Consider the following 20054-nt stretch of genomic DNA (forward strand, 5'->3'; position numbering starts at 1 on the left):
CAGGCGGGCTTGTGTGCATGGGTCTAGGTGGCCTTGGCGCGGGGGCCGACGTATCGCGCCCAGACGTCCGTGCCTTGGGATCGGGTCTCGTACGCACCGGCGGGCCGGAATGAGGTGTGCCGGCCGCTGCGGATCCGGTAGGCAAGGTTCGCAGCCTGGTTGGTCGAGTCGCGCGCGTCTACGTGTGCCCACTCACCGTGGCGGTCGCGCAGTGACGCGGCGGTGGCGTCGGCATCCGAGTTCCGGGACGGCAGGGGCTCGAAGCGGGCGTGCATCAGGGGGTGGCTCCGTTCATGTGGGATGCCTCGGCGAGGTGGCGGATGCGGGCGGCTGTGGACCACTGGCTGTCGGCGAGCTCCCCGCACAGCTGGTTGGCGAGCTCGACGATCTCGGCAAGGGCCTGCTCGACGGTGAGCGGGAGGACAAGGGCGGAGCGGGTGCGGATCGAGCCCCGGTGGGCCGCAGGGGTGTAGGGCACGGCGTTCACCATCAGCGGTTGTTGCAGCGGCAGGTGTTGGTGATGACGTTGAACCAGCTGTCGCAGGAGTTACACCAAATCGAGCCGGGGGCCGGTGCGGAGTCGGGATCGTGGGCCATGGTGTCTTCCTCGTCAGAATGTGCTGGGGAGGGTGGAGCGTGGGCCGTTGGGCGCGAGGGTGGCGACGATGAGTGCGAGGTCACGTGGCCGCCACAGGGCGGCCTCGAAGCCGCAGGCCGCCAAGTGGGTGAGCCACTCGCGTTGAGCGGGGCGCACCTTGCCGGTGTCAGTCTTCAGCTCAACGAACAAGGTCCGGCGGGTCAGCGGGTGCCCGTACACCTCGTCGGGCCATCCTGCGTCGCTGCGCTGCGAGTTGTGCGTGTGGTAGACGAGGGTCCAGCCGCGGAGCAGGGCCAGTTGCCTCACGTGGCGGCGGAACTGCTCCTCGCTCACTGCGCGTTCGCGGAGGGCCGGTAGGTCCAGCCCGCTATCGCTGCCTCAAGGACGGCGTAGTGCTCGGCGGCCTTCGGGTCCGGCTGCGGCGTGTAGACCAGTGCCGGCGGCCGGGGGTTCGCTCGGCGGTGCCGGTCGCGGAGGACGTCGTCGATCGAGTACCGCTCGCTGGTGAGTTCGGCGAGGGGGTGCCCGTACTGCTCCATGGCCTGTGCCTCTTCGAGGTCGTCATGGGTCGTGGTCGTAGGCATCTGTTTCTCCATGGGTGGGCCGGGACCCGCAGTGGGGGCGGGTCCCGGCCGGAGGGGGTGGCTCGTATCTGACGAGCCGGTCCGGGCGGGCTGGGCGCGGGGTGTCGCTGCCCGTCCGGAGGTGGGTGGGTATCGGGCCGTGCCTCTGGCCTGATGTGCAGGACCGTAACACGGTTTTGTGTGGTGGCCTATTTCCTGCCTGTCAGTCGAGTTCAATCACGTCGTTGAGGTCGTAGAGCTGCGGCTTGCGCAAGCCGCTCCAGGTCACGGCCACAGTCGGTCACCGGTGAATGGGTCCGTCGCGTAGCCGGAGACCTCACCGGGGATGCGGATGTGGCGGCTGGGGCCGGTGCTACTCGGGGTGACGGCGGTGCCGACTTCGTACTCCATGGTTCAGTCCTTCTGTGTTCGGGTGGTGGCAATGAGTTCCAGGCCGCGGCCCCATTCGGGGGTGACGGGCTCATTGAAGGCGCAGCCGCTGGCCTGCCCTTCCAGGTCGGTCGCGATCCAGTCGCCGGGGCCGCCGGCGGCGGGGCGCTCGAAGTGCTGGACGCCTCCGCCGTCCAGAGTGATGGCCAGGCGGCGGCTGCCGGTGGCTGTGGCGAACACGGCAAAGCCGCTGCCGGTGGTGAGGGCTTCGTGGGTGAGGACGTCGCCGAGATTCATTGCAGATCCTTCTATGGGTGATGGCCTATTTATGGTCAGTAGAGGGCGCCGAAGCCGTCGCAGGTCTCGCACGTGTCATCGGTGGCGGGGCTCACGCCGTCCTCACAGTCCTTGCAGTCGATGCGGCGCCCGATGCCGTGGCACTCGGCGCACTCGCGCGTCTGCTCGTGCGGCCCGTGGAGGTAGACCTCCCATCCCAGTCCGTCGCAGCTCTCGCACTCGGGCGCCTCGAAGTCGAAAGTGTCGGCACAGATAACGGGGGAGTGGGTGAGCGGCATTCAGGTCTCCTCTCGCAGTGAAGGCGACCACCGCCCTCCTTGTATCTTGATTCTACTATGCATCAGGGGGGTGTCCAGCCCCTCCGAAAGCGCCGCCCTACACCCGCCCGTGCTCCAGCAGCGCGGCAGCGACCCCTTGAATCTGTTCATCGGTCCACTGGGACCCCGTCAAGGACAGGCGCACCGGGCCCTCGTGGTCGCCCGAGATCGTCATCCCCGACCTTCCCCGCGCGGCCACGCGCCGGCCCGAACCGTCGCCGGTCAGCGCCAGCCTGCGCCCCCTCACCTGCGTGGGCTCGTCGTCCAGTACCTCGGGCACCTGATGGCCGATCGCGTTGAGCAGCCGCTCGTCGTGCCTGCACCCACCCGGACAGACCACCAGGCAGGCGCCCTGGCCCGTCACGAGGAGCACGTGTCGTACGGACGCCCCGGCCCGAGTCCGGATCTCGACGTGCGGGGCCGGAGCCCAGCTCGTGCGGTGCATCCAGAAGCCCTCACCGATCTCATCGCGCCGAGCGCGGCCAAGATCCCAGCCCTGCAGCCGGGTCAGTCGACCCCAAGTCCACGGCTGCCCGTGCTGCTGGTAGTCGGGGTCAGCAGCATCGTCGGTCATCCACAGCGATGTGGTCCGGCCTCCGGAGAACGGCGCTCCCGCCTCGTACGCCGTCTCGACGCGGACTAGGACGAGCGGCGAGTTGAAGGACACCTGTTCAGCCGCAGCCGCCAGGCCCGTCCATAGCGGGCAGCGGGCGCAGGCGTAAGGCTGCGTCTGGGTGCACGGGCCGAAGCCGCCCCACCGGGCGCGTCTGGTGTCGAAGCTCTCGCGCAGCGTGGCGTATGACCGCGGCCGCAGGGCGCATTGCGGCCCTCCGGCGCCCATGTGCGCGTTGAGCGACAGGCGATTCCACCCCTTGCCGTCCACGGGGCGCGACGGTGAGGGTTCGGGAGGGAACGCCGGCATCAGAACAGCCCCTCCTGGCCGGGGTCCGGGGTGGCCTGCTTGGTGCGCTCCTTCTTCGGTGGCGGGGTGTCGCCGAACAGGGCTTCCGTGCCGAAGGAGTCGGTGGTGGCATAGATGCGTTTCGGGCCGGAGCTGACGGGGAGCACGGCTGGGGCGTTGGCGTCGAAGTCGCTGTGCGGCATCGCGGTCCAGGCGGGGCCGGCGGGCGGCGGGGTCATGGGCATCTCCTGTGCGAGGGCGGAGTGGCGGGCGAGGCGGGGCGGGGCGCATGGTGCGCCCCACCCCCGCAGCGTCAGGCCGCGACCGGCTCGCCCTTGTGCTCCTCGGCCTCGGCCTCCGGGTTGACGATCAGCTCAGCGGCCTCGGCGTGCGCCTTGGCCTGCTTGAGCTGCCACCGCGCCTTGGTCAGGGAGTCGGCCACCCGGTCCAGCTGCTCCAGGCGAGACCCGACCTGACCTTCGAGGGCCTGCGCCAGCTTGACCGGGTCCGTCTTGGCGATCTCGTCGAGCATGGCGCGGATCTGCTCGACGCGGTCGAGCGTTCCCCTGGTCTTCTTCTGGGTTGCGGCGCGCTCCTCGCGCTGCTGCTCGCTCATGTCCTCGACGACCATCAGGACGGCCTGGTCCTGCTGCTGCTTCATGGCGAAGGCGAAGTGCACGATCTCGTTGTCGGCCTTGAACTCCCCGCGAGCGAACTTGCCGAGCAGTGCGCCCTGGTTGGCGAGGCTGAGCGAGGCGATCTGAACAGCGGCCGCCGTGCCGATCGCACCGTCCTGTACGAGTTTCTGGAACTCGATGCGCAGGTCCAGCAGCGCGAGACGGAGCTTCACGTAGGCGGTGGTCTTGCCGAAGTCGGCGGCCACGCTTGCGACCGTGGCGCCGTCCTCCTCGTCCAGGATCCGCTGGTAGCCGTGGGCCTCCTCGAACGGGGTCATGTCCTCGCGGTTGACGTTCTCCGACATGGACCGCTTGAACCGCTTCAGTTCGTCCTGCTCCGAGATGATGGAGACCTTCACGGTCGTCTTCTCCAGGAGCGTCAGGGCGCGGTAGCGGCGCTCGCCGGAGACGATTTCGTAGCCGCCCTTCTCGTTGTCCGGGGCTACCTCGATCGGCGCGATCTGCCCGTACTGCTTGATGGAGGCGGCCAGCTCCTTGATCGCGTCCTCGTTGAAGTAGTCGCGGGGCTGGTTCGGGTTCGGGCGGACCTGGCTCATCTTCACGGTGCGGTAGGTCATTTCAGGCTCCAAGAGGTGTTTGGCTGTGGGCTTCCCTGCCCTTGCTTATACCTGAATTCTACTATGTATGGGGAGGGTGTCCAGCCCCCGGAGATGAGGGCAACGTGACCTCGGCCACAACTGGTCGAGGCTGTGAACTGGGGAAACGCCGAGGGGCGCCGGATTTCTCCGACGCCCCTCGGCTTCCCCCTCATGCCGCGAGCGCGCGACCCCCGTCCACGCGCTCGCGCCACTGCTGAACCTCGGTCGGCGCGCCCGCCGAGAGCGCCACCGAGCAGTCGATTGCCAGAGGGCATGCGGCGCACAGGCTCCCTGGCGCGCTGAACTTCCGGGAGCGCCGTTCGGCGCTGCGGCACGCCGCCTCGCTCCAGGCGATGGGGCGGGCGAGGGGACTCGCTTCGTGACCCAGGTCGCCGAGCGTCTGGAGCGCGGGCGAGCGGTCACCGATCGGCCCTTCGCCCGCCGACTGCCGCGGCTGCCTCGACAGCGCGATGATGCGCTGCACGTTAATCACAAGCCCCCCATGATGTTCAGCCCGCCGTGGTGGGCTTGCGTTACGTCCCGCCTCGGCCGTTCTGCCAGGGTGCGGCCGAGTGGGTCGACCGAAAGGTTATCCAGGTCAGCGGCCTGGCCGTAGCTCGATCGACCCGAGGCGTAACTGTCCAGCTGAGTGCGGCAAGGTCTCTCCGTGGTCGCGCTTGCGCTGGAGCCGGCGTCGGTCGACGGCGCCTCCAGGCAGGGTGCGCCATCCCCAAGAATCGGGTGATCGTTGACGATGTGACCATATGTCAACTACTCCCCGTCGTGTCAAACAAGAGAGGCAAGTCTTACCCCTGCCGGGCTGACCCTGGAAAACAGATGAGACACTGGGGCGGTACAAGCCCTGTGCCCCGACGGTGGGCGAGAGAGAGGTGACCATGAGCAAGGAAGCCCCCGCCAGCCGCACGATCGGCGAGAAACTCGACTACCTGATCAAGGCGCTGCACCCGCAGGGTCGAGGTCCTTACGTGAGCCGAGAGATCGAGGCCCTGATCAAGCAGAGGGCGGCCGACGGCGACCCGACGGTGACGCACGCCACGATCAGCAACATCCGAAGCGGCAAGATCACCAATCCCGGCGCTGACTCCCTCCGCGCCCTCGCCTCGTTCTTCGGCGTCCCTGTTGGCTACTTCTTCGACGATGCGGTGAGCGGGCCGATCGACGAGCGGATCCGCGAAATCAAGGGCGATGTGGATCGTGCCGCCGCCGGCGAAGATCTCGCAAATGCCCTAGAGGACAAGGAAGTTCGGGCCGTCCTATTCCGGCTCGGCGGTTTGTCGACAACTGCCCTGCGCGGCATCAAGGGCATGGTCGACACGTACCGGGCCGCCGAAGGCCTACCAAGGGTGAATTCGAAGACGGTCAAGGGTCGCAGCCCCGAGTAACCATGGGGAGGCCCCGGTTCCACCTTCAACCATCCGGCGCATACAGTTGGTCAGCCACAGAGTGCTGATCTCTGGGGGGCGTACGCGATCACGGTGAGGACGGGGAATGTTCTGGGCAAGGGGGAAGAAGTCTCTGACGGCCATCGTCGGCGGCCTTCATATTCCTGAGCCTTTTGACCTCCAGGACTTCTGCGATTCGATTGCGAACCTGCGGGGGAGGCCATTGATCCTGATCCCCGTAGAAGCCGGTCCCGCAACGGAACTCCCGTGTGGCCTCTGGCTGGGCCTGGACGACGCTGACCTCGTCTTCTACGACGCATCAGCACCCGACTTCCTTCGAGCGCAGATCGTGCTCCATGAGGTATCGCACATGCTGCTCGGGCACACAGCACCTGAGCTTGGGGACCCCGACCTCGACGGGGCGCACATCCTTGGCCAGGTGGTCGCGCAGCTGAACGGACCCACAGGCGATGAACCTGCGGCGTCGGCGTCAGAGGCACTGCGTTCAGAAGCGGCTCGTGTCCGCGCCTCGGCCGCCGAAGTGAAAGTCCTGGACAGCGAGATGGGGTTCTCCCCGGACCGCATCGCCAGCCTGCTCGCCCGGACGGGATTCCGCAGCAGGCAAGAACGAGATGCCGAAACTCTGGCGACTCTCATCCTGGAAAGGGCGAGCCGTCGGCCAGAAGTCAAAAGCAAAAGCAGAGAGGCGGGGGGTGTTGTGGGCCGTCTCAACGACGCGTTCGGGCACCCCGCACGACGCAAGTAATGAATATGATCAAGCTGACCACCGTCATCCTGCTATGGCTGGTGGTCCTGTGGCGGTTTCCCGCCGCCATGCGGAACCCGCGTCAGCGCGCCATGTGGCTGGCATTCCTAGGATTGTCCGCCGCAGCGACAACATCCGTCCCCGCCGCGGGACTCTTCATCGACGACATGCTGGGCGCGCACAACGCCTCAGTCCTGGTCAAGCACATCGTTGGGATCGTAGCCATCGCGGCCGTTCTCGAATTCGTGACGGCCATGTCCAACCCCCGCTTCCTCGAGCGGTCCCGGCCGTACAACGTTGCAGGCGCTCTTGCCGTCGCAGCAGTCATGACCGGCCTCTTCATCGCCACTGAACAGCCGACGAGGGTCACCAACTTCTACGAGGCCTACCGGGACTCGCTGCCTGCGCTCGGCTACTCGCTGACATTCGTCATATACCTGGGTGCGGCCATGTTCTTCGCCTCGTGGATGTGCCTGTCCGCGGCACGGCTCGCCGCGCGCAGCTGGCTGCGGGCGGGGCTGCGCCTGCTGGGTATCGGAACGGGCCTCGGCATGGTCTACGGACTGCTGCGCGCAGCGCACCTCGGCTACCAGATGCTGGACAAGGACTTCCCCCTCGGCGAAGCACAATTCCAGCCTCTGGCCGACGCGGTGCAGTACCTCGCGATCATTCTGATCATCCTCGGGAACGCGGTAGCCCCCGTAGATGTCCTGTGCAGCGCGCACCAGGACTGGACGGCAGTACGTCGCCTCCGTCCCCTGTGGCGTGACCTGACTACCGTGGTGCCGGAAGTGGTCCTGGCCGCGCCCCTGGGGCGCAATCCCCGTATCCAACTCCACCGTGTCGTCATCGAGATCCGCGATGCTGCTTCGGCCCTCGCCCCCTACATTCCTGACGCGCTCCGGCAGCGGGGCGACGGTGGCGGCGACACAGCGATCCAGGCGTCGGGCCTCCACGCGGCCCGGCACGCCAAGATCCGCGGGCATCATCCAGCGGACGCGGCAGCAGACCAGATCTCGATCAACGAGGCGGCGGTCGACCTGGATGAACTCGACTTCGACGCCGAGGTGCAACGTCTTACCGCCCTTGCTGACGCCTACAAGACGGCCGGCACCGCCAGCTCCACGAGGACCTCATCATGACCACACCGACCCTCACCGAACCCAGCACCCGCACGGTGGTGGCCCAACGGGTCACTGACGCTCTCGAACCGAAGAACTGGCTGCTTGTGATCACCCTCGCGGTGGGCTGGCACGCGGCAGGTTGGTCTGGGGTGGCTTGGGGCGTCGTCGCTGGAATCTTCTCCGGCGTTCTTCCGATTCTGTGGATCAAGTGGGGTGAACGCCGCAAGCTGTGGGGGGACCGTCACATCCGGCGGAGGCAGGACCGGCTTCTGGTCATCCCCGGGATCATGGTCTCCGTGGGATCTGGCATCGCCGTGATGGTTGCCTTCGACGCCCCGCGTGAACTGCTGGCCCTGGTTGCCGCCATGATGGCGGCCCTCGCCGCGTTCCTGCTCGTGACCACCGTCTGGAAGATCTCGTTCCACACGGCTGTGCCTGCCGGGGCCGTGGCAGTGGCCTCGCTCGCGTTCGGGTGGTGGGCTCTCGTCGCCGTGCCGCTCGTCGCGATAATCGGCTGGAGCCGCCTCGTGCTCTCCGCGCACACTTTCGCCCAGGTCGTCGCAGGCGCCGCCGCGGGAGCTGGAATCGCGGCCGCCGTATTCATGTGGCTGCGCTGACGCAGGGGCTCCGGCGCGCATCGCTGCGCCCGAGCCAATCCGCGCTGCCCGTCTAGCTCGGCAGGGAGGCTCTCCAGTCGATCCGGATGCGGCCGTGCGGATCGCGCCCTCGACCGCCACCAGATGCCTTGATGTGGACCTTCGTCACAGCCAGCAGCACCAGACCGCGCTGGGAGGCGCGAGGCGCAGACATCCACCAGGCCACGATGTCGTGTACGTCGGCAAGGGGGACGCCGGCGATCTGCTCGAGGAAGCGGACGCGCGTCCGGCAGGCCTTCAGGTCGTCCTTGGTGGCTTTCTCCGCAGCCTTATATGCCTCAAGGATCATGGACTTCCGCAGGGACTTGAGGACTGCAAAGCGGTCCTCCGCACCCTCGATGTGGGTGCGCAGCCGCTCGACTTCCTCGGCAGCGTCCTTCTGGAGCTGCAACAGCTTCTCGTGGACTCCTGGGCGCAGGAGATCCGCGAGGACCTGCTCGGCCACGGCCGGCTCCAGACGGTCTGCGTTCATGCGGACCTTGCCGCAGGACTTACGCGTCTGGGTGGGGGGCAGGCATCGGTATCCCGGACCCGCGTCGGCGTTGACTCTCGAGCCGGACACGTCGTAGCCGCACTCATCGCAGTCTGCGATTCCCTGAGTCAGCAGATACTCGAACGCTTCGCGAGGAGGCGCAGCGGAAGTCCGGTCCAGGCGGTTCTGCTTCAGTTCGCTGTACTCGGCCGGTGTCAAGACGGTCTCTCCGAAGCCCTCGATCGGTTTCCCGTCCGCATCCAGGCCTGCCATCTTCGGATTCGTGAGCGTCCGAAGGAGTGTCTCCCCGCGCCACAGGCCGCCGCGGACAGTGCGGTGCCCTTCGTCGTTCAGCCAGTTCGCGACGGCGTTTGCAGACTCCTGCGGGTCGGTCACGAAGAGTCTGGAAGCCGCCCGCCGGAGGAACGCTGCCTCACGGGAGTTGAGGCCCCCGCCGTTGGCATAGCCGGACAGCCGTCCCATATGTCTCAATCCCTCGCGTGATGATCGCGTGCAGATGAGTAGCCGCTCACCTGTCTAATAGGCCAATGTACGTGTTGTGCAACGTTCGAACGGTCCGCTCATGGCCCCGCTCGTGCGCGGCATGTGAAAGGCACTGGTCGGAGACCCGAAAGGTTGCCCTGTTGTGATCCACCTCACAATATTTCACGGGTGTGAACGTACACGGGGCCAATCATTCGAACAGGCCCGGCCGGGAGCGTGGGCATCACGAAGCCCGCCACCTCGACAGGAGGGGCGGGCTTCGGAGAAATAGGTCAACGTGCAGGCGTCAACGGCGGACCCCAAGCAGCTCCCACAGCGAGGCGGTCGCGACCTTCGAGGTCGACCCCAGCGGGATGACCTGCACAGGGAACTCCCCCGACTTGATCAGCTTGTACGCCGTGTCCTTGCCGATCGACAGAGCACGGGCCGCAGTGGTCACGTTCACCATCGGCGGCAGCTCCAGCAGCTCCGCCATGGTCATCGCCCCGCGCCGCTCCCGGCCCCCCGGGAGCTCCTGCGCGGCAGATGCAGATGAGGACATAGGTGGTCACATCCCTCTTCCCCGCGCCACCTGACCGGAAGCATACGGTGCCCAAGGAGGCGTCCCCTTCGATACAGAAAGATCAGGACACGTAAGGACAGCCCAGCTCAGAGGGGGACGCGTGTTCAAGGGGTCGACCTACAAGCGGTGCAAGTGCACCGAGCCCAAGCTCGATGCTGCCGGACAGCCGATCTTCACGGTTAACGGTGATCCCGCCACACGCGAGATGGGATCAGACTGCCCCAACCTGAAGAAGAAGGATCACGGCTCCTGGTACTACTACGTCAACCTCTCCGAATTCCCCGGCACTGGCAACCGCCGGCCCCGCAAGGGCGGCTTCCTTACGAGCAAGGCCGCAGCGAAGGCCGCCCAGAAGCTGTGGGACGAAGCCAGCGACGGCATAGACATCGAGTCCAAGGAGACCGCGCGCCAGTTCCTGCTCCGCTGGCACGAGACCCGAGTCGACCTCAAGGAGAGCACCCGAGACGACCACCACGACTTCATCCACCGTCTCTACATCCCCGCCTTCGGGGACGTACCCATGCGCGACCTGCGCACCAAGCACATCCAGGCGATGTTCAAGGAGATCTGGGCCTTCAACCAGGTCAAGGAAGCCAACCGGGTGGCCGCAGTACTGGCCAAGGCCGAGGCCGACGAAGCACACCTTGCCTGGAAGCAAGCCCCCAAGCCCCGCCCCCAGCGCCTGCGTGAGCGGTGGACGGCTGCCCGCGCAGCCCTCAAGGAGGCGTACGCGAAGCCCCGGCAGGACACCGGACCCGGCCGGCAGGAGAAGTTCCTCCAGGCCCTCTCAGGAGCGATGGCGTTCGCCGTCCGAGAGAAGCTGATCACGGAGAACTGGTGCGACGCGGTCGTCATCCCCAAGTACGAGAAGCCCGACCCCCTCGTGTGGACACCCGAGCGAGTTGCCCGCTGGCGCGAGACCGGAGAGATCCCCGGCCCCGTCATGGTCTGGACTCCGGAGCTGACCGGCGAATTCCTCGACCTGGCCGTCGAGCACAGCATGTACGTCATGTGGCACTGGATGACCTTCCGCGGCCCCCGCCGAGGCGAGGCCACCGGCCTGCCCTGGACGGAGGTCGACCTCGACCAGGGATACGCCAACCTGGTCGAGACGCTGGCCGTCCGCTCCTCGTACGAGACCTACGCCGAGACCCCCAAGAGCCGGGCCAGCCGACGCACGGTCACCTTCGACTCCATCACCCTGACGCTCCTCGCCGCCTGGCGGGAAGTCCAGAAGGGTCAGCGGGAGCGGTGGGAACTCAAGCGCGCGCAGTGGAAGGCCAACAATCCCGACAAGCCCCAGAAGTACGGCCCGTTCATCAACTCGGGGAAGGTCTTCACCATGGAGGACGGAAGGCCCTGGAACCCCAAGCATGTCAGCCAGACCTTCGACCGATTCCTGGAGCGCCACGACCTGCCGCCGATCCGGCTGCACGACCTCCGCCACTGCGCCGCCTCCCTCTCGCTGATCGCTGGCCTGAGCATGAAGGCGATTCAGCTGCTCCTGGGTCACGCCAGCTTCAGCCTGACGGCGGACACGTACACATCGCTCATGCCTCAGTTCGACAAGGCGAACGCCGACGCAACCGTGGCCGTCGTCCCGCGTACCCAGGCTCAAGCGTCCACGACCCCCGGCGGGGGACAGGCCCAGCCCGAAGCCCCGCCTGAGCCTGAGGCGACACCCGACCCGGCGCCCCGTCTGGTGCTCATCAGCAGCTCATCGGACGCAGAGGGTCAGGAGATCGCCGCATAGCGGGTCGTCCCCCATCTGTCCCCCGGGAAGGCCGAAGGGCCCTTGGATCCAAGATCCAAGGGCCCTTCTCGGCACTCAAACGCCTCTGACCAGGCGGTTCTCTGTGCCCTCGGCAGGATTCGAACCTGCGACACCCGCTTTAGGAGAGCCGTGCTCTATCCCCTGAGCTACGAAGGCGGGGTGTGACGCGAACCGTGGAGGAACCCCCGTGGAGGAAACCCCCGTGGGGGCACTCGTCCGGCGAGTCGAACGCCCTGGTCAGCTGGCGTCTTTGCCCGGTGGGGGAGATGTCCGGTGGACATTGTCTCCCGCACGTGCCGAGTAGCCGACTGACCGCAGACAGCCTAGCGGATCGTGCTCCGCGGATGCGCCCCCATAAGCCACAGCCGTCCCGGGGCGGCTGTGGCGGCGCACGGGTCGATGCCGGCCTGGTCGTGGGGGCGGTGTTCGACGCCGAGATCGGCGGAGGTGCGTCAGCGCGCGGCCGGACTCGGCCGAATGGCCGGAAGTGGCAAAGTCGTGGCCGTCGGAGGTGAAATCCTCGCGGTTCCGGGGACGCTGTTGGAGGGTGAGGGTCCCGCGCCCCTCCCGAGAGCGGAGATCCGAGCATGCTGGACATCGCCGACGAGTTGCACCGGTGGGTCGGGCAGGGGCGTGACTTCGCCGTCGCGACCGTGGTAGCGGTCAGCGGCAGCGCCCCCCGCCGGCCGGGCGCGGCCCTCGCCGTGGACCGCGACGGCGAGGCCGTCGGATCGGTATCCGGCGGCTGCGTGGAGGGAGCGGTGTACGAGCTGTGCCGCCGGGCCGTCGAGGACGGCACCGCCCTGTGCGAACGCTTCGGCTACAGCGACGACGACGCCTTCGCCGTCGGTCTGACCTGCGGCGGGGTCATCGACATCCTGGTCACCCCGGTGCTCGTGGGCAGCCCGTCGCGGGCGGTGTTCCAGGCCGCGCTGGCCGCCGCGGCCGGTGGCGGGGCGGCCGCCGTCGCCCGGATCGCCCGGGGACCCGCGGAGCTGCTGGGCCGCCCGCTGCTGGTGCGCGCGGACGGTTCGTACGAGGGGAGCCTCGGCGGGCACCCCGGGCTGGACGCGACCGCCGTGGCCGAGACCCGGGCGATGCTCGACGCGGGCCGCACGGGCACGCTGGAACTCGGCGCCGAAGGGGCCCGCTGCGGGGAGCCCGTGCGGCTGCTCGTCGAGTCGAGCGTGCCGCCGCCGCGGATGATCGTGTTCGGTGCCATCGACTTCGCGGCCGCCCTGGTGCGGATCGGCGCGTTCCTGGGCTACCAGGTCACGGTGTGCGACGCGCGGCCCGTGTTCGCCACGCGGAATCGTTTTCCGGAGGCCGATGAGGTCGTCGTGGACTGGCCGCACCGGTACCTGGAGTCCACGCGGGTGGACGGCCGTACGGTGCTGTGCGTGCTGACGCACGACGCGAAGTTCGACGTACCGCTGTTGGAGCTGGCGCTGAAGCTGCCCGTCGCCTATGTGGGCGCGATGGGCTCGCGGCGTACGCACGAGGACCGCAACGCGCGGCTGCGCGAGGTCGGTGTCACCGAGATGGAGCTGGCCCGGCTGCGTTCGCCCATAGGGCTGGACCTGGGCGCCCGTTCCCCGGAGGAGACCGCGCTGTCCATCGCGGCCGAGATCGTCGCCAACCGCCGGGGCGGCACCGGCCGCGCCCTCACCGGCGCGCACACCCCGATCCACCACGACGCGCACACGCGCCCGGCGCCGGTGGCCCGCATCGCCTGACGGCGGAGACGGAGACGGAGGCGCAGGCGCAGGCGGAGGGCTCGCTGATCCCGTCGGACCGTTGCGCCGGGCGCGTGCGCGAGGGGACCTCCGGTCCCTCTCCTCGAGGAGGACGTGGCGTGACTACGGCCGGGTGATGCGGACCTGGTAGCTGCCGGTCCGCAGCTCGCCGACCACCGAGATGCTGATGCCCGCCGCGCTGTCGGTGAAGGTCTCGCCGGGCTTGAAGGGCGCGTCCGAGAGCTCGCCGTGCACATTGGGCCGCCGGGTGCAGCCCCCGCTGGCCGTCGCGCTGTCGGCCACGGTCACCGGGCCGCGCCCGGTGTCCACCCGCGAGTCCACCTTGTAGATGAGCACGCCCGGCTTGCAGACGGCCTCGTCGTTCCCGCCCTGGGTGCGCACCTCGACGGCGTATCCGGCGCTCTCCGAGGTCGGTACGAACGCCAGCTTCGTCCCGCCTCCGACGGCGAGCGGGGTCAGCACGTGGTCGCTGGCGCCCGATGTCGCGGCGCAGCTGATCTGGCTCGCGTCCAGCCAGCCGAGCTTCCACTTGTGCCAGCCCAGCAGGTCGTTGCTGGCACCCCAGTCCTCGCTCATGATGTCCCAGTGGCCGACCGCGCCCCCGCCGTCCTGCGTGTAGAGGTCGGGGAGCCCGAAGACGTGGCCGTTCTCGTGGGGGAGCACCCGGTAGCCGGTCTCGCGGTAGGAGCCGGAGCCGTCGTCCTGGCGGCTGTAGATGAAGGACGTGTTGGCGAGCGGTACGCCGTCGGCCGTCGGGGCCTCGCCGTTGCCGGAGAAGGTCACCGAGAGCACGGTGTCGAGGGCGGACGGCCCGGCGTTCGGCGTGACCAGGACGTTGATCAGGTCGTACCGGCTGAAGTCCACCTGGGCGTCGGCGGCGCGGGCTATGTGCTCGACGAGCAGGCGGTAGCCCGGCTCGTAGGCGGAGCCGCGCTCGATCCCGTACGCCGCGAACGGCATCGGCATCCGCAGCCAGGTCCGGATCGGGGCCTCGGGCTTGTAGGTGAGCCGCCCGTACGAGCTGGTGCGGAACCAGTCGGAGGTCTGCGGGAAGAACTCGGAGAGCCGGTCGAGGGCCGAGCCCTCGCCCTTGGCGTCCGGGAAGTCGATCATCAGGTTCAGTGCCCGGATCTCGCCGGTCGAGCGGGAGTACCCGGGTGCGGTCGGCACCCCCTCGGACATCTGCACGCCCATGGCGCCGGAGATCCGGCAGGGCGCGAGGGCCGACTCGTTCGTCGCGGCCACCGGCCCGGCCGCCGTGGGCGGCCGGGCGGATATGTCGACGCTGGCGGTGGCCGTGACGCCGAGGGCGAGCACGGTGAGGCCGATGTAGGCGCTGGCGCGGCGCGGTGTGCGTATCCGGCGGCGGGTCTGCGGCATGGAGCTCGCCTTCGGGTCCGCGGCAGCCGGCCGGGCCCGGTCTGCGCTCTGTTCGATCACCCTCCGACGGGCGCGGCGCGCCCGCGCGCCGGGAGCGGCCATCCGGGAAGCGGGACCCGAAACGCATGTGACCCACGTCACACCGCAAGCTGAAATAACCGGGGACCTCATCCCCGTTTGCATGTGAGTCGACGGAAGCGGGGACTGGGTCCCCGGTTACCGAGGCACCGTGATCGCCGCAGGAACCCAGGGAGGCCAGGAGTGAAGCGTTCGTCGACCACCCCGCCGGTGGAGCTGACCGCACCGTCCGCCCCGGTGGACCTGGCGGAACGGCCGGTCCCCGTCGCCGCGCCCGATCCCGTAGTGCCCGATCCCGTAGTGCCCGAGCTCGCCGTGCCCGCTCCCGCCACGCCCGTCGAACGGGTGCCCCGGCCGCGCGCGGACGCCGTCCGCAACCGCGAGCGGATCCTGCTGGCGGCCCGCGAGATGTTCGTCGAGTTCGGCGCGCACGCCCCGCTCGACGAGATCGCGCGCCGTGCGGGCGTCGGCAACGCGACGCTGTACCGGCACTTCCCCGACCGGGAGTACCTCGTCCAGCGGGTCGTGCTCTTCGTCATGGACCGCGTCACCGCCCACGCCGAGGAATCCCTCGCGGCGACGGGTGACAAGGGGGGCGCGGGTGGGGACGCGTTCGAGGCCCTCTGCCGCTTCACGCACGCGGCGGCCGACGAGCGGATCGGCGCCCTGTGCCCGATGCTCGCCGGGGACTTCGACCGCGAAGACCCCGAACTGCTCTCGGCGCGCGAGGCGTTGGAGACGTCCGTCGAAGCCCTGATGGCGGCGGGCCAGCGGGCCGGACTGGTCCGCACGGACGTCGCGGTCGGCGACCTCATGGTCGCGCTCTCCCAGCTCAGCCGCCCCCTGCCGGGCATCGCCTGCCTGGAGATCGACCGCTTCGCGCACCGTCACCTCCAGCTGCTGCTGGACGGGTTGCGCGCACCGGCCCGCTCCGAACTGCCGGGCTCCCCGGCCACCCTCGAGGACCTGAGGCAGAAAACCATGTGACGCCCGGGGTCGCTCCCGTTAGCGTCGAAACACCGCCTAAATCTTATGAATCGCAGTAACTCAGTGCTCTTCGCGTCATTCGCGCCCTTTACGTGAGCCGCACGATCCAGCTCGTCCAGCTCATCCAGTTCGTCTAAGTCATTCACGTCATTCAAGTCATTTCGCACCGTGAAGTGGGTACCCCCATGTCCAAAACAGCCGCGAGTCTGCCGCAGGCTGACCCCAGTCGCTGGCGGGCGCTGGTCTTCATAGCCCTGGCGCAGCTGATGGTCGTCCTCGACGCGACCATCGTGAACATCGCCCTCCCGTCCGCCCAGCAGGACCTCGGGATCTCCGACGGCAACCGGCAGTGGGTCATCACGGCCTACGCCCTCGCCTTCGGCGGACTCCTCCTCTTCGGTGGCCGCATCGCCGACCTGTGGGGCCGCAAAAACGCCTTCATCGTCGGTCTCATCGGCTTCGCCCTGGCCTCCGCGCTCGGCGGCGCCGCGAACAGCGAGGCCATGATGCTCGGCGCCCGCGCCCTGCAGGGTGCCTTCGGCGCGCTGCTCGCGCCCGCCGCGCTCTCCCTGCTCGCGGTGATGTTCACCGATGCCAAGGAGCGGGCCAAGGCCTTCGGCATCTACGGCGCGATCGCGGGCGGCGGCGGCGCCGTCGGCCTGATCCTCGGCGGATTCCTCACCGAGTACCTGAACTGGCGCTGGACCTTCTTCGTCAACATCCCGTTCGCGATCGTCGCGGCCATCGGCGCCTGGCTGGTCATCCGTGAGCCCGCCGGTACCCGCAACCGCTCCGCGCTCGACATCCCGGGCGTGGTCCTCTCCACCCTCGGTCTGGTCTCCCTCGTCTACGGCTTCACGCGCGCCGAGGCGAACGGCTGGACCGACCCGCTCACCCTGGGTCTCTTCGTCGGCTCGGTCGTCCTGCTGGGCGCCTTCGTGCTGATGGAGTCCAAGGTGCGCTCCCCGCTGCTGCCGCTGCGCGTCCTGATGGACCGCAACCGCGGCGGTGTGTACCTCTCGCTGGGTCTGGCCGTCATCGCGATGTTCGGCCTGTTCCTCTTCCTGACGTACTACCTCCAGGTCGTGAAGGGCTTCTCGCCGGTCAAGACCGGCTTCGCCTTCCTGCCGATGATCGTGGGCATGATCACGGGCTCCACCCAGGTCGGTGCCCGCCTGATGACCCGCGTTCCGCCGCGGCTGCTGATGGGCCCCGGCTTCCTGGTCGCCGCCTCCGGCATGCTGCTGCTGACCCAGCTCAAGGTGGACTCGTCCTACCCGGCGCTGATCCTCCCGGCGCAGCTGCTGCTGGGCCTGGGCATGGGCTCGGCGTTCATGCCCGCGATGTCGCTGGCGACGTACCGGGTGAACCCGGCCGACGCCGGTGTGGCCTCCGCGATGGTCAACACCTCGCAGCAGGTCGGCGGTGCGATCGGTACCGCGCTGCTGAACACGATCGCCGCCTCCGCCACCACCGCCTACCTCACCTCCCACGCCGCCGAGGCGGCCGGGGGAGAGGCCGCCGCGAAGCTGGTGCAGGCCCGCGCGATGGTCGAGGGCTACTCCTCGGCGATCTGGTGGGCGGTCGGCATCCTGGTCACCAGCTCGCTCATCGCCCTGACGCTGATCAACACGGGCCGTCCCGACGCCGGGGTCCCGGCCGCCGGTGACGGCGCGGACGCGGAGACCAGGATCCCGGTCATCGCGCACTGACCCGGGGGACCCGCGCGGAAGCGGAATGACTGACGGCCCCGTCTTGTTCAAATTTGAACGAGGCGGGGCCGTCGCGCGTCCGGGACGGACGGCCGCCACGCCCCCCAGGAATGGAGCGCACTGTGCCGACGAACGGTTCCACGCATACGAGTACGGGTGCGAGTGTGGGTACGAGTGCGGCTGCGGCTGCGCGCGCCGCGGCGGACGCGCGGCACGCGACCCCCGACCGCGGGGCCCATGACCGCATGCCCGCCCTGTATCTGAGCCACGGCGCGCCCCCGCTCGCCGACGACCCCGTCTGGCCGGGCGAGCTCGCCGCCTGGGCCGCGGCCCTGCCCCGCCCCCGCGCGGTCCTGATGGTCTCCGCCCACTGGGAGGAGGCCCCGCTCGCCCTGGGGGCGACCGAGGCCGTACCGCTCGTCCACGACTTCTGGGGTTTCCCCGAGCACTACTACCGGGTCCGCTACGACGCCCCCGGCGCCCCCGGGCTGGCGGAGTCCGTCCGCAAGCTGCTGCGCGCCCCCGGCACCCCGGTCCAGGACGTCCCCGACCGCGGCCTCGACCACGGGGCGTACGTCCCGCTGGTGGAGATGTTCCCGGCGGCCGACATACCGGTGCTCCAGGTGTCCATGCCGACGCTGCATCCGGTCCGCCTGATGGAGATCGGGCGCAGGCTCGCCCCGCTGCGGGACGAGGGCGTGCTGATCGTCGGCAGTGGCTTCTTCACCCATAACCTCGCCGCCCTGCGCCACACCGGCCCCGGCGTCCCGGGCTGGTCGGCGGAGTTCGACGCGTGGGGTCGCGAGGCGCTGGCCGCCGCCGACGTGGACGCGCTGCTGGACTTCGAGCGCACGTCCCCGGCGGGCCGCCTGGCGCATCCCCGTACGGAGCACTTCGCCCCGCTCTTCGTCACCCTCGGGGCGGCCGGGGCCGACCTGACCGCCCAGCGCACCCCCGTGGACGGCTTCTGGCTGGGGCTGTCCAAGCGCTCCCTCCAGTTCGGCTAGGAGGCCCTGCGCCCCGCGTAACCGGCAATCCGGTCATTCCCGCAGGCAACCAGAAGTCGGTGCGGGCCGTCTTCAGGGGTAGGAGCGCCGCTGTGCCGGATGTGACGGCTGTCTCATGGCGGCGGCGGGCGCGGTGGCCGGCCCGGCCCGCGGGACCGGCCCGGATCCCGGGCTGACCTGCGCTTCTGCGGGGTCCGGCAGCTTCCTCGGCAGGTTCGTGGCGGCGCAGGATACTGCAAGATCTCGAAAAAAGGACGTGACGTGGGAATTCTGTCCCGATTCCAGTCGTTGTTTCCTTCGGATGCGGGCACTCGAGAGAGTGTGCCGGGGGCCGCAGCCACCCGCCGCACCAGCTGTACGCCGTACCCGTAGCACCAGCCGCACCGCGACCGAACTCATCGCAAGGGAGCACGCATGGCAACCCGCGCCGTCGCCCGTCGTCAGTCCTCCAGTTCCGGCAGCGCGCGCGCTGCCGGCGGGGACATCGCCGATCGCGACCTGGTCGGCATGTACCTGGACGAGATCGCGCGCACCCCCCTGCTCGACGCGGCCAAGGAAGTCGAGCTGTCCCAGATCATCGAGGCGGGCGTGTACGCCCAGCAGATCCTCGACGGCCGGATAGAGCGCGAGGGTGACGCTGACGCGCTGCCCACGACGGAGGAGCTGGAAGCGCTCGCCGCCGAGGGGGAGCACGCCAAGGAGATCTTCATCCGCTCCAACCTGCGCCTGGTGGTCGCGGTCGCCCGCCGCTACCCGCGCAGTGGCCTGCCGCTGCTCGACCTGATCCAGGAGGGCAACGCGGGCCTGGTCCGCGCGGTGGAGAAGTTCGACTACGCGAAGGGCTTCAAGTTCTCCACGTACGCCACGTGGTGGATCCGCCAGGCCGTCACCCGCTCCATCGCCGACCAGTCCCGCACCATCCGGCTGCCCGTCCACCTCGTGGAGGAGCTGGGCCGCATCCGCCGGGTGCAGCGCGAGTTCAACCGGGAGAACGGCCGGGATCCGGAGCACGCCGAGATCGCCGCCGAGCTGGACTCGACGGAGAAGCGCGTGGGCGACGTCCTGGACTGGGCGCGCGACCCGGTCAGCCTGAACATGTCGGTCGACGACGAGGGTGACACCCAGTTCGGTGACCTGCTGGAGGACACCTCCGCCGTCTCGCCGGAGCAGTCGGTGATGAGCCTGCTGCGCAGCGAGGAACTGGAGGACCTGATCGCCAAGCTCGACCACCGCACCGCGTCGATCATCAAGATGCGGTACGGGATCGACGACGGCCGGGAGCGTACGCTGACGGAGGTCGGCAAGCAGCACGGGCTGACGCGTGAGCGGATCCGGCAGATCGAGAAGCACGCGCTGCTGGAGCTGAAGCGGATGGCCCGCGACACCGGCTTCGACGCCGTCGCCTAGATGATTGATTCCAAGGGGTCAGTGATCGTAGGCGGTCAGTGAGCGGAGCACTGGTTCGCCGGCCTTGGTGTTGTGCCAGATTGCGGCGGTGAGGGCCAGGATGCGTTGCAGGACGCGGACTGT

Annotated in this window: 23 protein-coding genes, 1 tRNA gene and 1 pseudogene; 10 read left to right on the top strand and 15 right to left on the bottom strand. The window is 68.9% G+C overall.

Going from position 1 to position 20054, the window contains the following annotated elements:
* Window positions 1-274: 274 nt before the first annotated feature.
* The 10 genes from QMF80_RS20845 to QMF80_RS20890 all read right to left on the bottom strand — a co-directional run bounded on the left by QMF80_RS20845 (window position 275) and on the right by QMF80_RS20890 (window position 4826).
* Window positions 275-478 carry a hypothetical protein gene (locus QMF80_RS20845; protein WP_283455508.1) on the bottom strand — a complete coding sequence of 68 codons (204 nt, stop codon included), beginning with the start codon at window positions 476-478 and terminating at the stop codon, window positions 275-277.
* Window positions 479-610: 132 nt separating this feature from the next.
* Window positions 611-931 (bottom strand): VRR-NUC domain-containing protein, encoded by a 321-nt coding sequence (locus tag QMF80_RS20850; protein ID WP_283455510.1) that lies wholly within the window; start codon window positions 929-931, stop codon window positions 611-613.
* Window positions 928-1182 carry a hypothetical protein gene (locus QMF80_RS20855; protein ID WP_283455512.1) on the bottom strand — a complete coding sequence of 85 codons (255 nt, stop codon included), beginning with the start codon at window positions 1180-1182 and terminating at the stop codon, window positions 928-930. Before QMF80_RS20855 ends, QMF80_RS20850 begins: the two co-directional genes overlap by 4 nt.
* 264 nt (window positions 1183-1446) lie before the next feature.
* Window positions 1447-1572, bottom strand: a complete 126-nt coding sequence (locus tag QMF80_RS20860; protein WP_283455514.1) for a hypothetical protein — start codon at window positions 1570-1572, stop codon at window positions 1447-1449.
* Between the two features lie 3 nt (window positions 1573-1575).
* A complete protein-coding gene (locus QMF80_RS20865; RefSeq protein WP_283455515.1) occupies window positions 1576-1848 on the bottom strand; it encodes a hypothetical protein in 273 nt (90 codons plus the stop codon).
* A 35-nt stretch (window positions 1849-1883) separates the two neighbouring features.
* The gene (locus QMF80_RS20870; protein WP_283455518.1) at window positions 1884-2126 is read right to left on the bottom strand and encodes a hypothetical protein; all 243 of its coding nucleotides are present in this window, start codon (window positions 2124-2126) and stop codon (window positions 1884-1886) included.
* A 97-nt stretch (window positions 2127-2223) separates the two neighbouring features.
* Window positions 2224-3048: a hypothetical protein gene (locus QMF80_RS20875; RefSeq protein WP_283455520.1), complete on the bottom strand. Its 825-nt coding sequence runs from the start codon at window positions 3046-3048 to the stop codon at window positions 2224-2226.
* A gap of 38 nt (window positions 3049-3086) precedes the next feature.
* A complete protein-coding gene (locus QMF80_RS20880; RefSeq protein WP_283455522.1) occupies window positions 3087-3305 on the bottom strand; it encodes a hypothetical protein in 219 nt (72 codons plus the stop codon).
* 74 nt (window positions 3306-3379) lie between these two features.
* Window positions 3380-4321: a ParB/RepB/Spo0J family partition protein gene (locus QMF80_RS20885; protein WP_267759078.1), complete on the bottom strand. Its 942-nt coding sequence runs from the start codon at window positions 4319-4321 to the stop codon at window positions 3380-3382.
* A gap of 190 nt (window positions 4322-4511) precedes the next feature.
* Window positions 4512-4826 carry a hypothetical protein gene (locus QMF80_RS20890; protein ID WP_283455527.1) on the bottom strand — a complete coding sequence of 105 codons (315 nt, stop codon included), beginning with the start codon at window positions 4824-4826 and terminating at the stop codon, window positions 4512-4514.
* Between the two features lie 412 nt (window positions 4827-5238).
* On the opposite strand from QMF80_RS20890, the gene QMF80_RS20895 reads away from it, so the two are divergent.
* The 4 genes from QMF80_RS20895 (at window position 5239) to QMF80_RS20910 (ending at window position 8252) form a co-directional block, all read left to right on the top strand.
* Window positions 5239-5745 (top strand): helix-turn-helix domain-containing protein, encoded by a 507-nt coding sequence (locus QMF80_RS20895; RefSeq protein WP_283455529.1) that lies wholly within the window; start codon window positions 5239-5241, stop codon window positions 5743-5745.
* A 106-nt stretch (window positions 5746-5851) separates the two neighbouring features.
* Complete coding sequence (locus QMF80_RS20900; RefSeq protein ID WP_267759507.1) at window positions 5852-6511, top strand: hypothetical protein; 660 nt, start codon at window positions 5852-5854, stop codon at window positions 6509-6511.
* Between the two features lie 5 nt (window positions 6512-6516).
* Window positions 6517-7653, top strand: a complete 1137-nt coding sequence (locus tag QMF80_RS20905; protein WP_283455533.1) for an MAB_1171c family putative transporter — start codon at window positions 6517-6519, stop codon at window positions 7651-7653.
* Window positions 7650-8252: a hypothetical protein gene (locus QMF80_RS20910; protein ID WP_283455535.1), complete on the top strand. Its 603-nt coding sequence runs from the start codon at window positions 7650-7652 to the stop codon at window positions 8250-8252. The genes QMF80_RS20905 and QMF80_RS20910 overlap by 4 nt, the downstream gene beginning before the upstream one ends.
* Before the next feature lie 52 nt (window positions 8253-8304).
* Here the strand turns inward: QMF80_RS20910 and QMF80_RS20915 are convergent, their stop codons facing one another.
* On the bottom strand, window positions 8305-9246 hold the full coding sequence (locus QMF80_RS20915) for a recombinase family protein (RefSeq protein WP_283455536.1): 942 nt from the start codon (window positions 9244-9246) through the stop codon (window positions 8305-8307).
* 307 nt (window positions 9247-9553) lie between these two features.
* Window positions 9554-9808 (bottom strand): MerR family transcriptional regulator, encoded by a 255-nt coding sequence (locus QMF80_RS20920; protein WP_283455539.1) that lies wholly within the window; start codon window positions 9806-9808, stop codon window positions 9554-9556.
* Window positions 9809-9929: 121 nt separating this feature from the next.
* On the opposite strand from QMF80_RS20920, the gene QMF80_RS20925 reads away from it, so the two are divergent.
* Window positions 9930-11582, top strand: coding sequence for a tyrosine-type recombinase/integrase (locus QMF80_RS20925; protein WP_283455541.1), 1653 nt, complete (start codon window positions 9930-9932; stop codon window positions 11580-11582).
* Between the two features lie 104 nt (window positions 11583-11686).
* On the opposite strand, the gene QMF80_RS20930 is transcribed toward QMF80_RS20925, so the two are convergent.
* A tRNA-Arg gene (locus tag QMF80_RS20930) sits at window positions 11687-11759 on the bottom strand.
* Window positions 11760-12190: 431 nt separating this feature from the next.
* Between QMF80_RS20930 and QMF80_RS20935 the strand changes: the two genes are divergently transcribed.
* Complete coding sequence (locus QMF80_RS20935; protein ID WP_283455542.1) at window positions 12191-13339, top strand: XdhC family protein; 1149 nt, start codon at window positions 12191-12193, stop codon at window positions 13337-13339.
* 123 nt (window positions 13340-13462) lie between these two features.
* On the opposite strand, the gene QMF80_RS20940 is transcribed toward QMF80_RS20935, so the two are convergent.
* The gene (locus QMF80_RS20940; RefSeq protein ID WP_283455544.1) at window positions 13463-14740 is read right to left on the bottom strand and encodes a M6 family metalloprotease domain-containing protein; all 1278 of its coding nucleotides are present in this window, start codon (window positions 14738-14740) and stop codon (window positions 13463-13465) included.
* A 378-nt stretch (window positions 14741-15118) separates the two neighbouring features.
* On the opposite strand from QMF80_RS20940, the gene QMF80_RS20945 reads away from it, so the two are divergent.
* The 4 genes from QMF80_RS20945 (at window position 15119) to QMF80_RS20960 (ending at window position 19931) form a co-directional block, all read left to right on the top strand.
* On the top strand, window positions 15119-15805 hold the full coding sequence (locus tag QMF80_RS20945) for a TetR/AcrR family transcriptional regulator (RefSeq protein WP_283455554.1): 687 nt from the start codon (window positions 15119-15121) through the stop codon (window positions 15803-15805).
* 185 nt (window positions 15806-15990) lie between these two features.
* Window positions 15991-17517 (top strand): MFS transporter, encoded by a 1527-nt coding sequence (locus QMF80_RS20950; RefSeq protein ID WP_283455546.1) that lies wholly within the window; start codon window positions 15991-15993, stop codon window positions 17515-17517.
* Between the two features lie 245 nt (window positions 17518-17762).
* Window positions 17763-18524: a dioxygenase family protein gene (locus tag QMF80_RS20955; protein WP_283455548.1), complete on the top strand. Its 762-nt coding sequence runs from the start codon at window positions 17763-17765 to the stop codon at window positions 18522-18524.
* 414 nt (window positions 18525-18938) lie between these two features.
* Window positions 18939-19931: a sigma-70 family RNA polymerase sigma factor gene (locus QMF80_RS20960; protein WP_283455550.1), complete on the top strand. Its 993-nt coding sequence runs from the start codon at window positions 18939-18941 to the stop codon at window positions 19929-19931.
* A gap of 18 nt (window positions 19932-19949) precedes the next feature.
* On the opposite strand, the pseudogene QMF80_RS20965 reads toward QMF80_RS20960, so the two are convergent.
* Window positions 19950-20054 (bottom strand): annotated as a pseudogene (locus QMF80_RS20965) (IS982 family transposase); the annotation flags it as partial.

The sequence above is a fragment of the Streptomyces sp. G-G2 genome (assembly GCF_030063135.1).
Classification (GTDB): domain Bacteria; phylum Actinomycetota; class Actinomycetes; order Streptomycetales; family Streptomycetaceae; genus Streptomyces.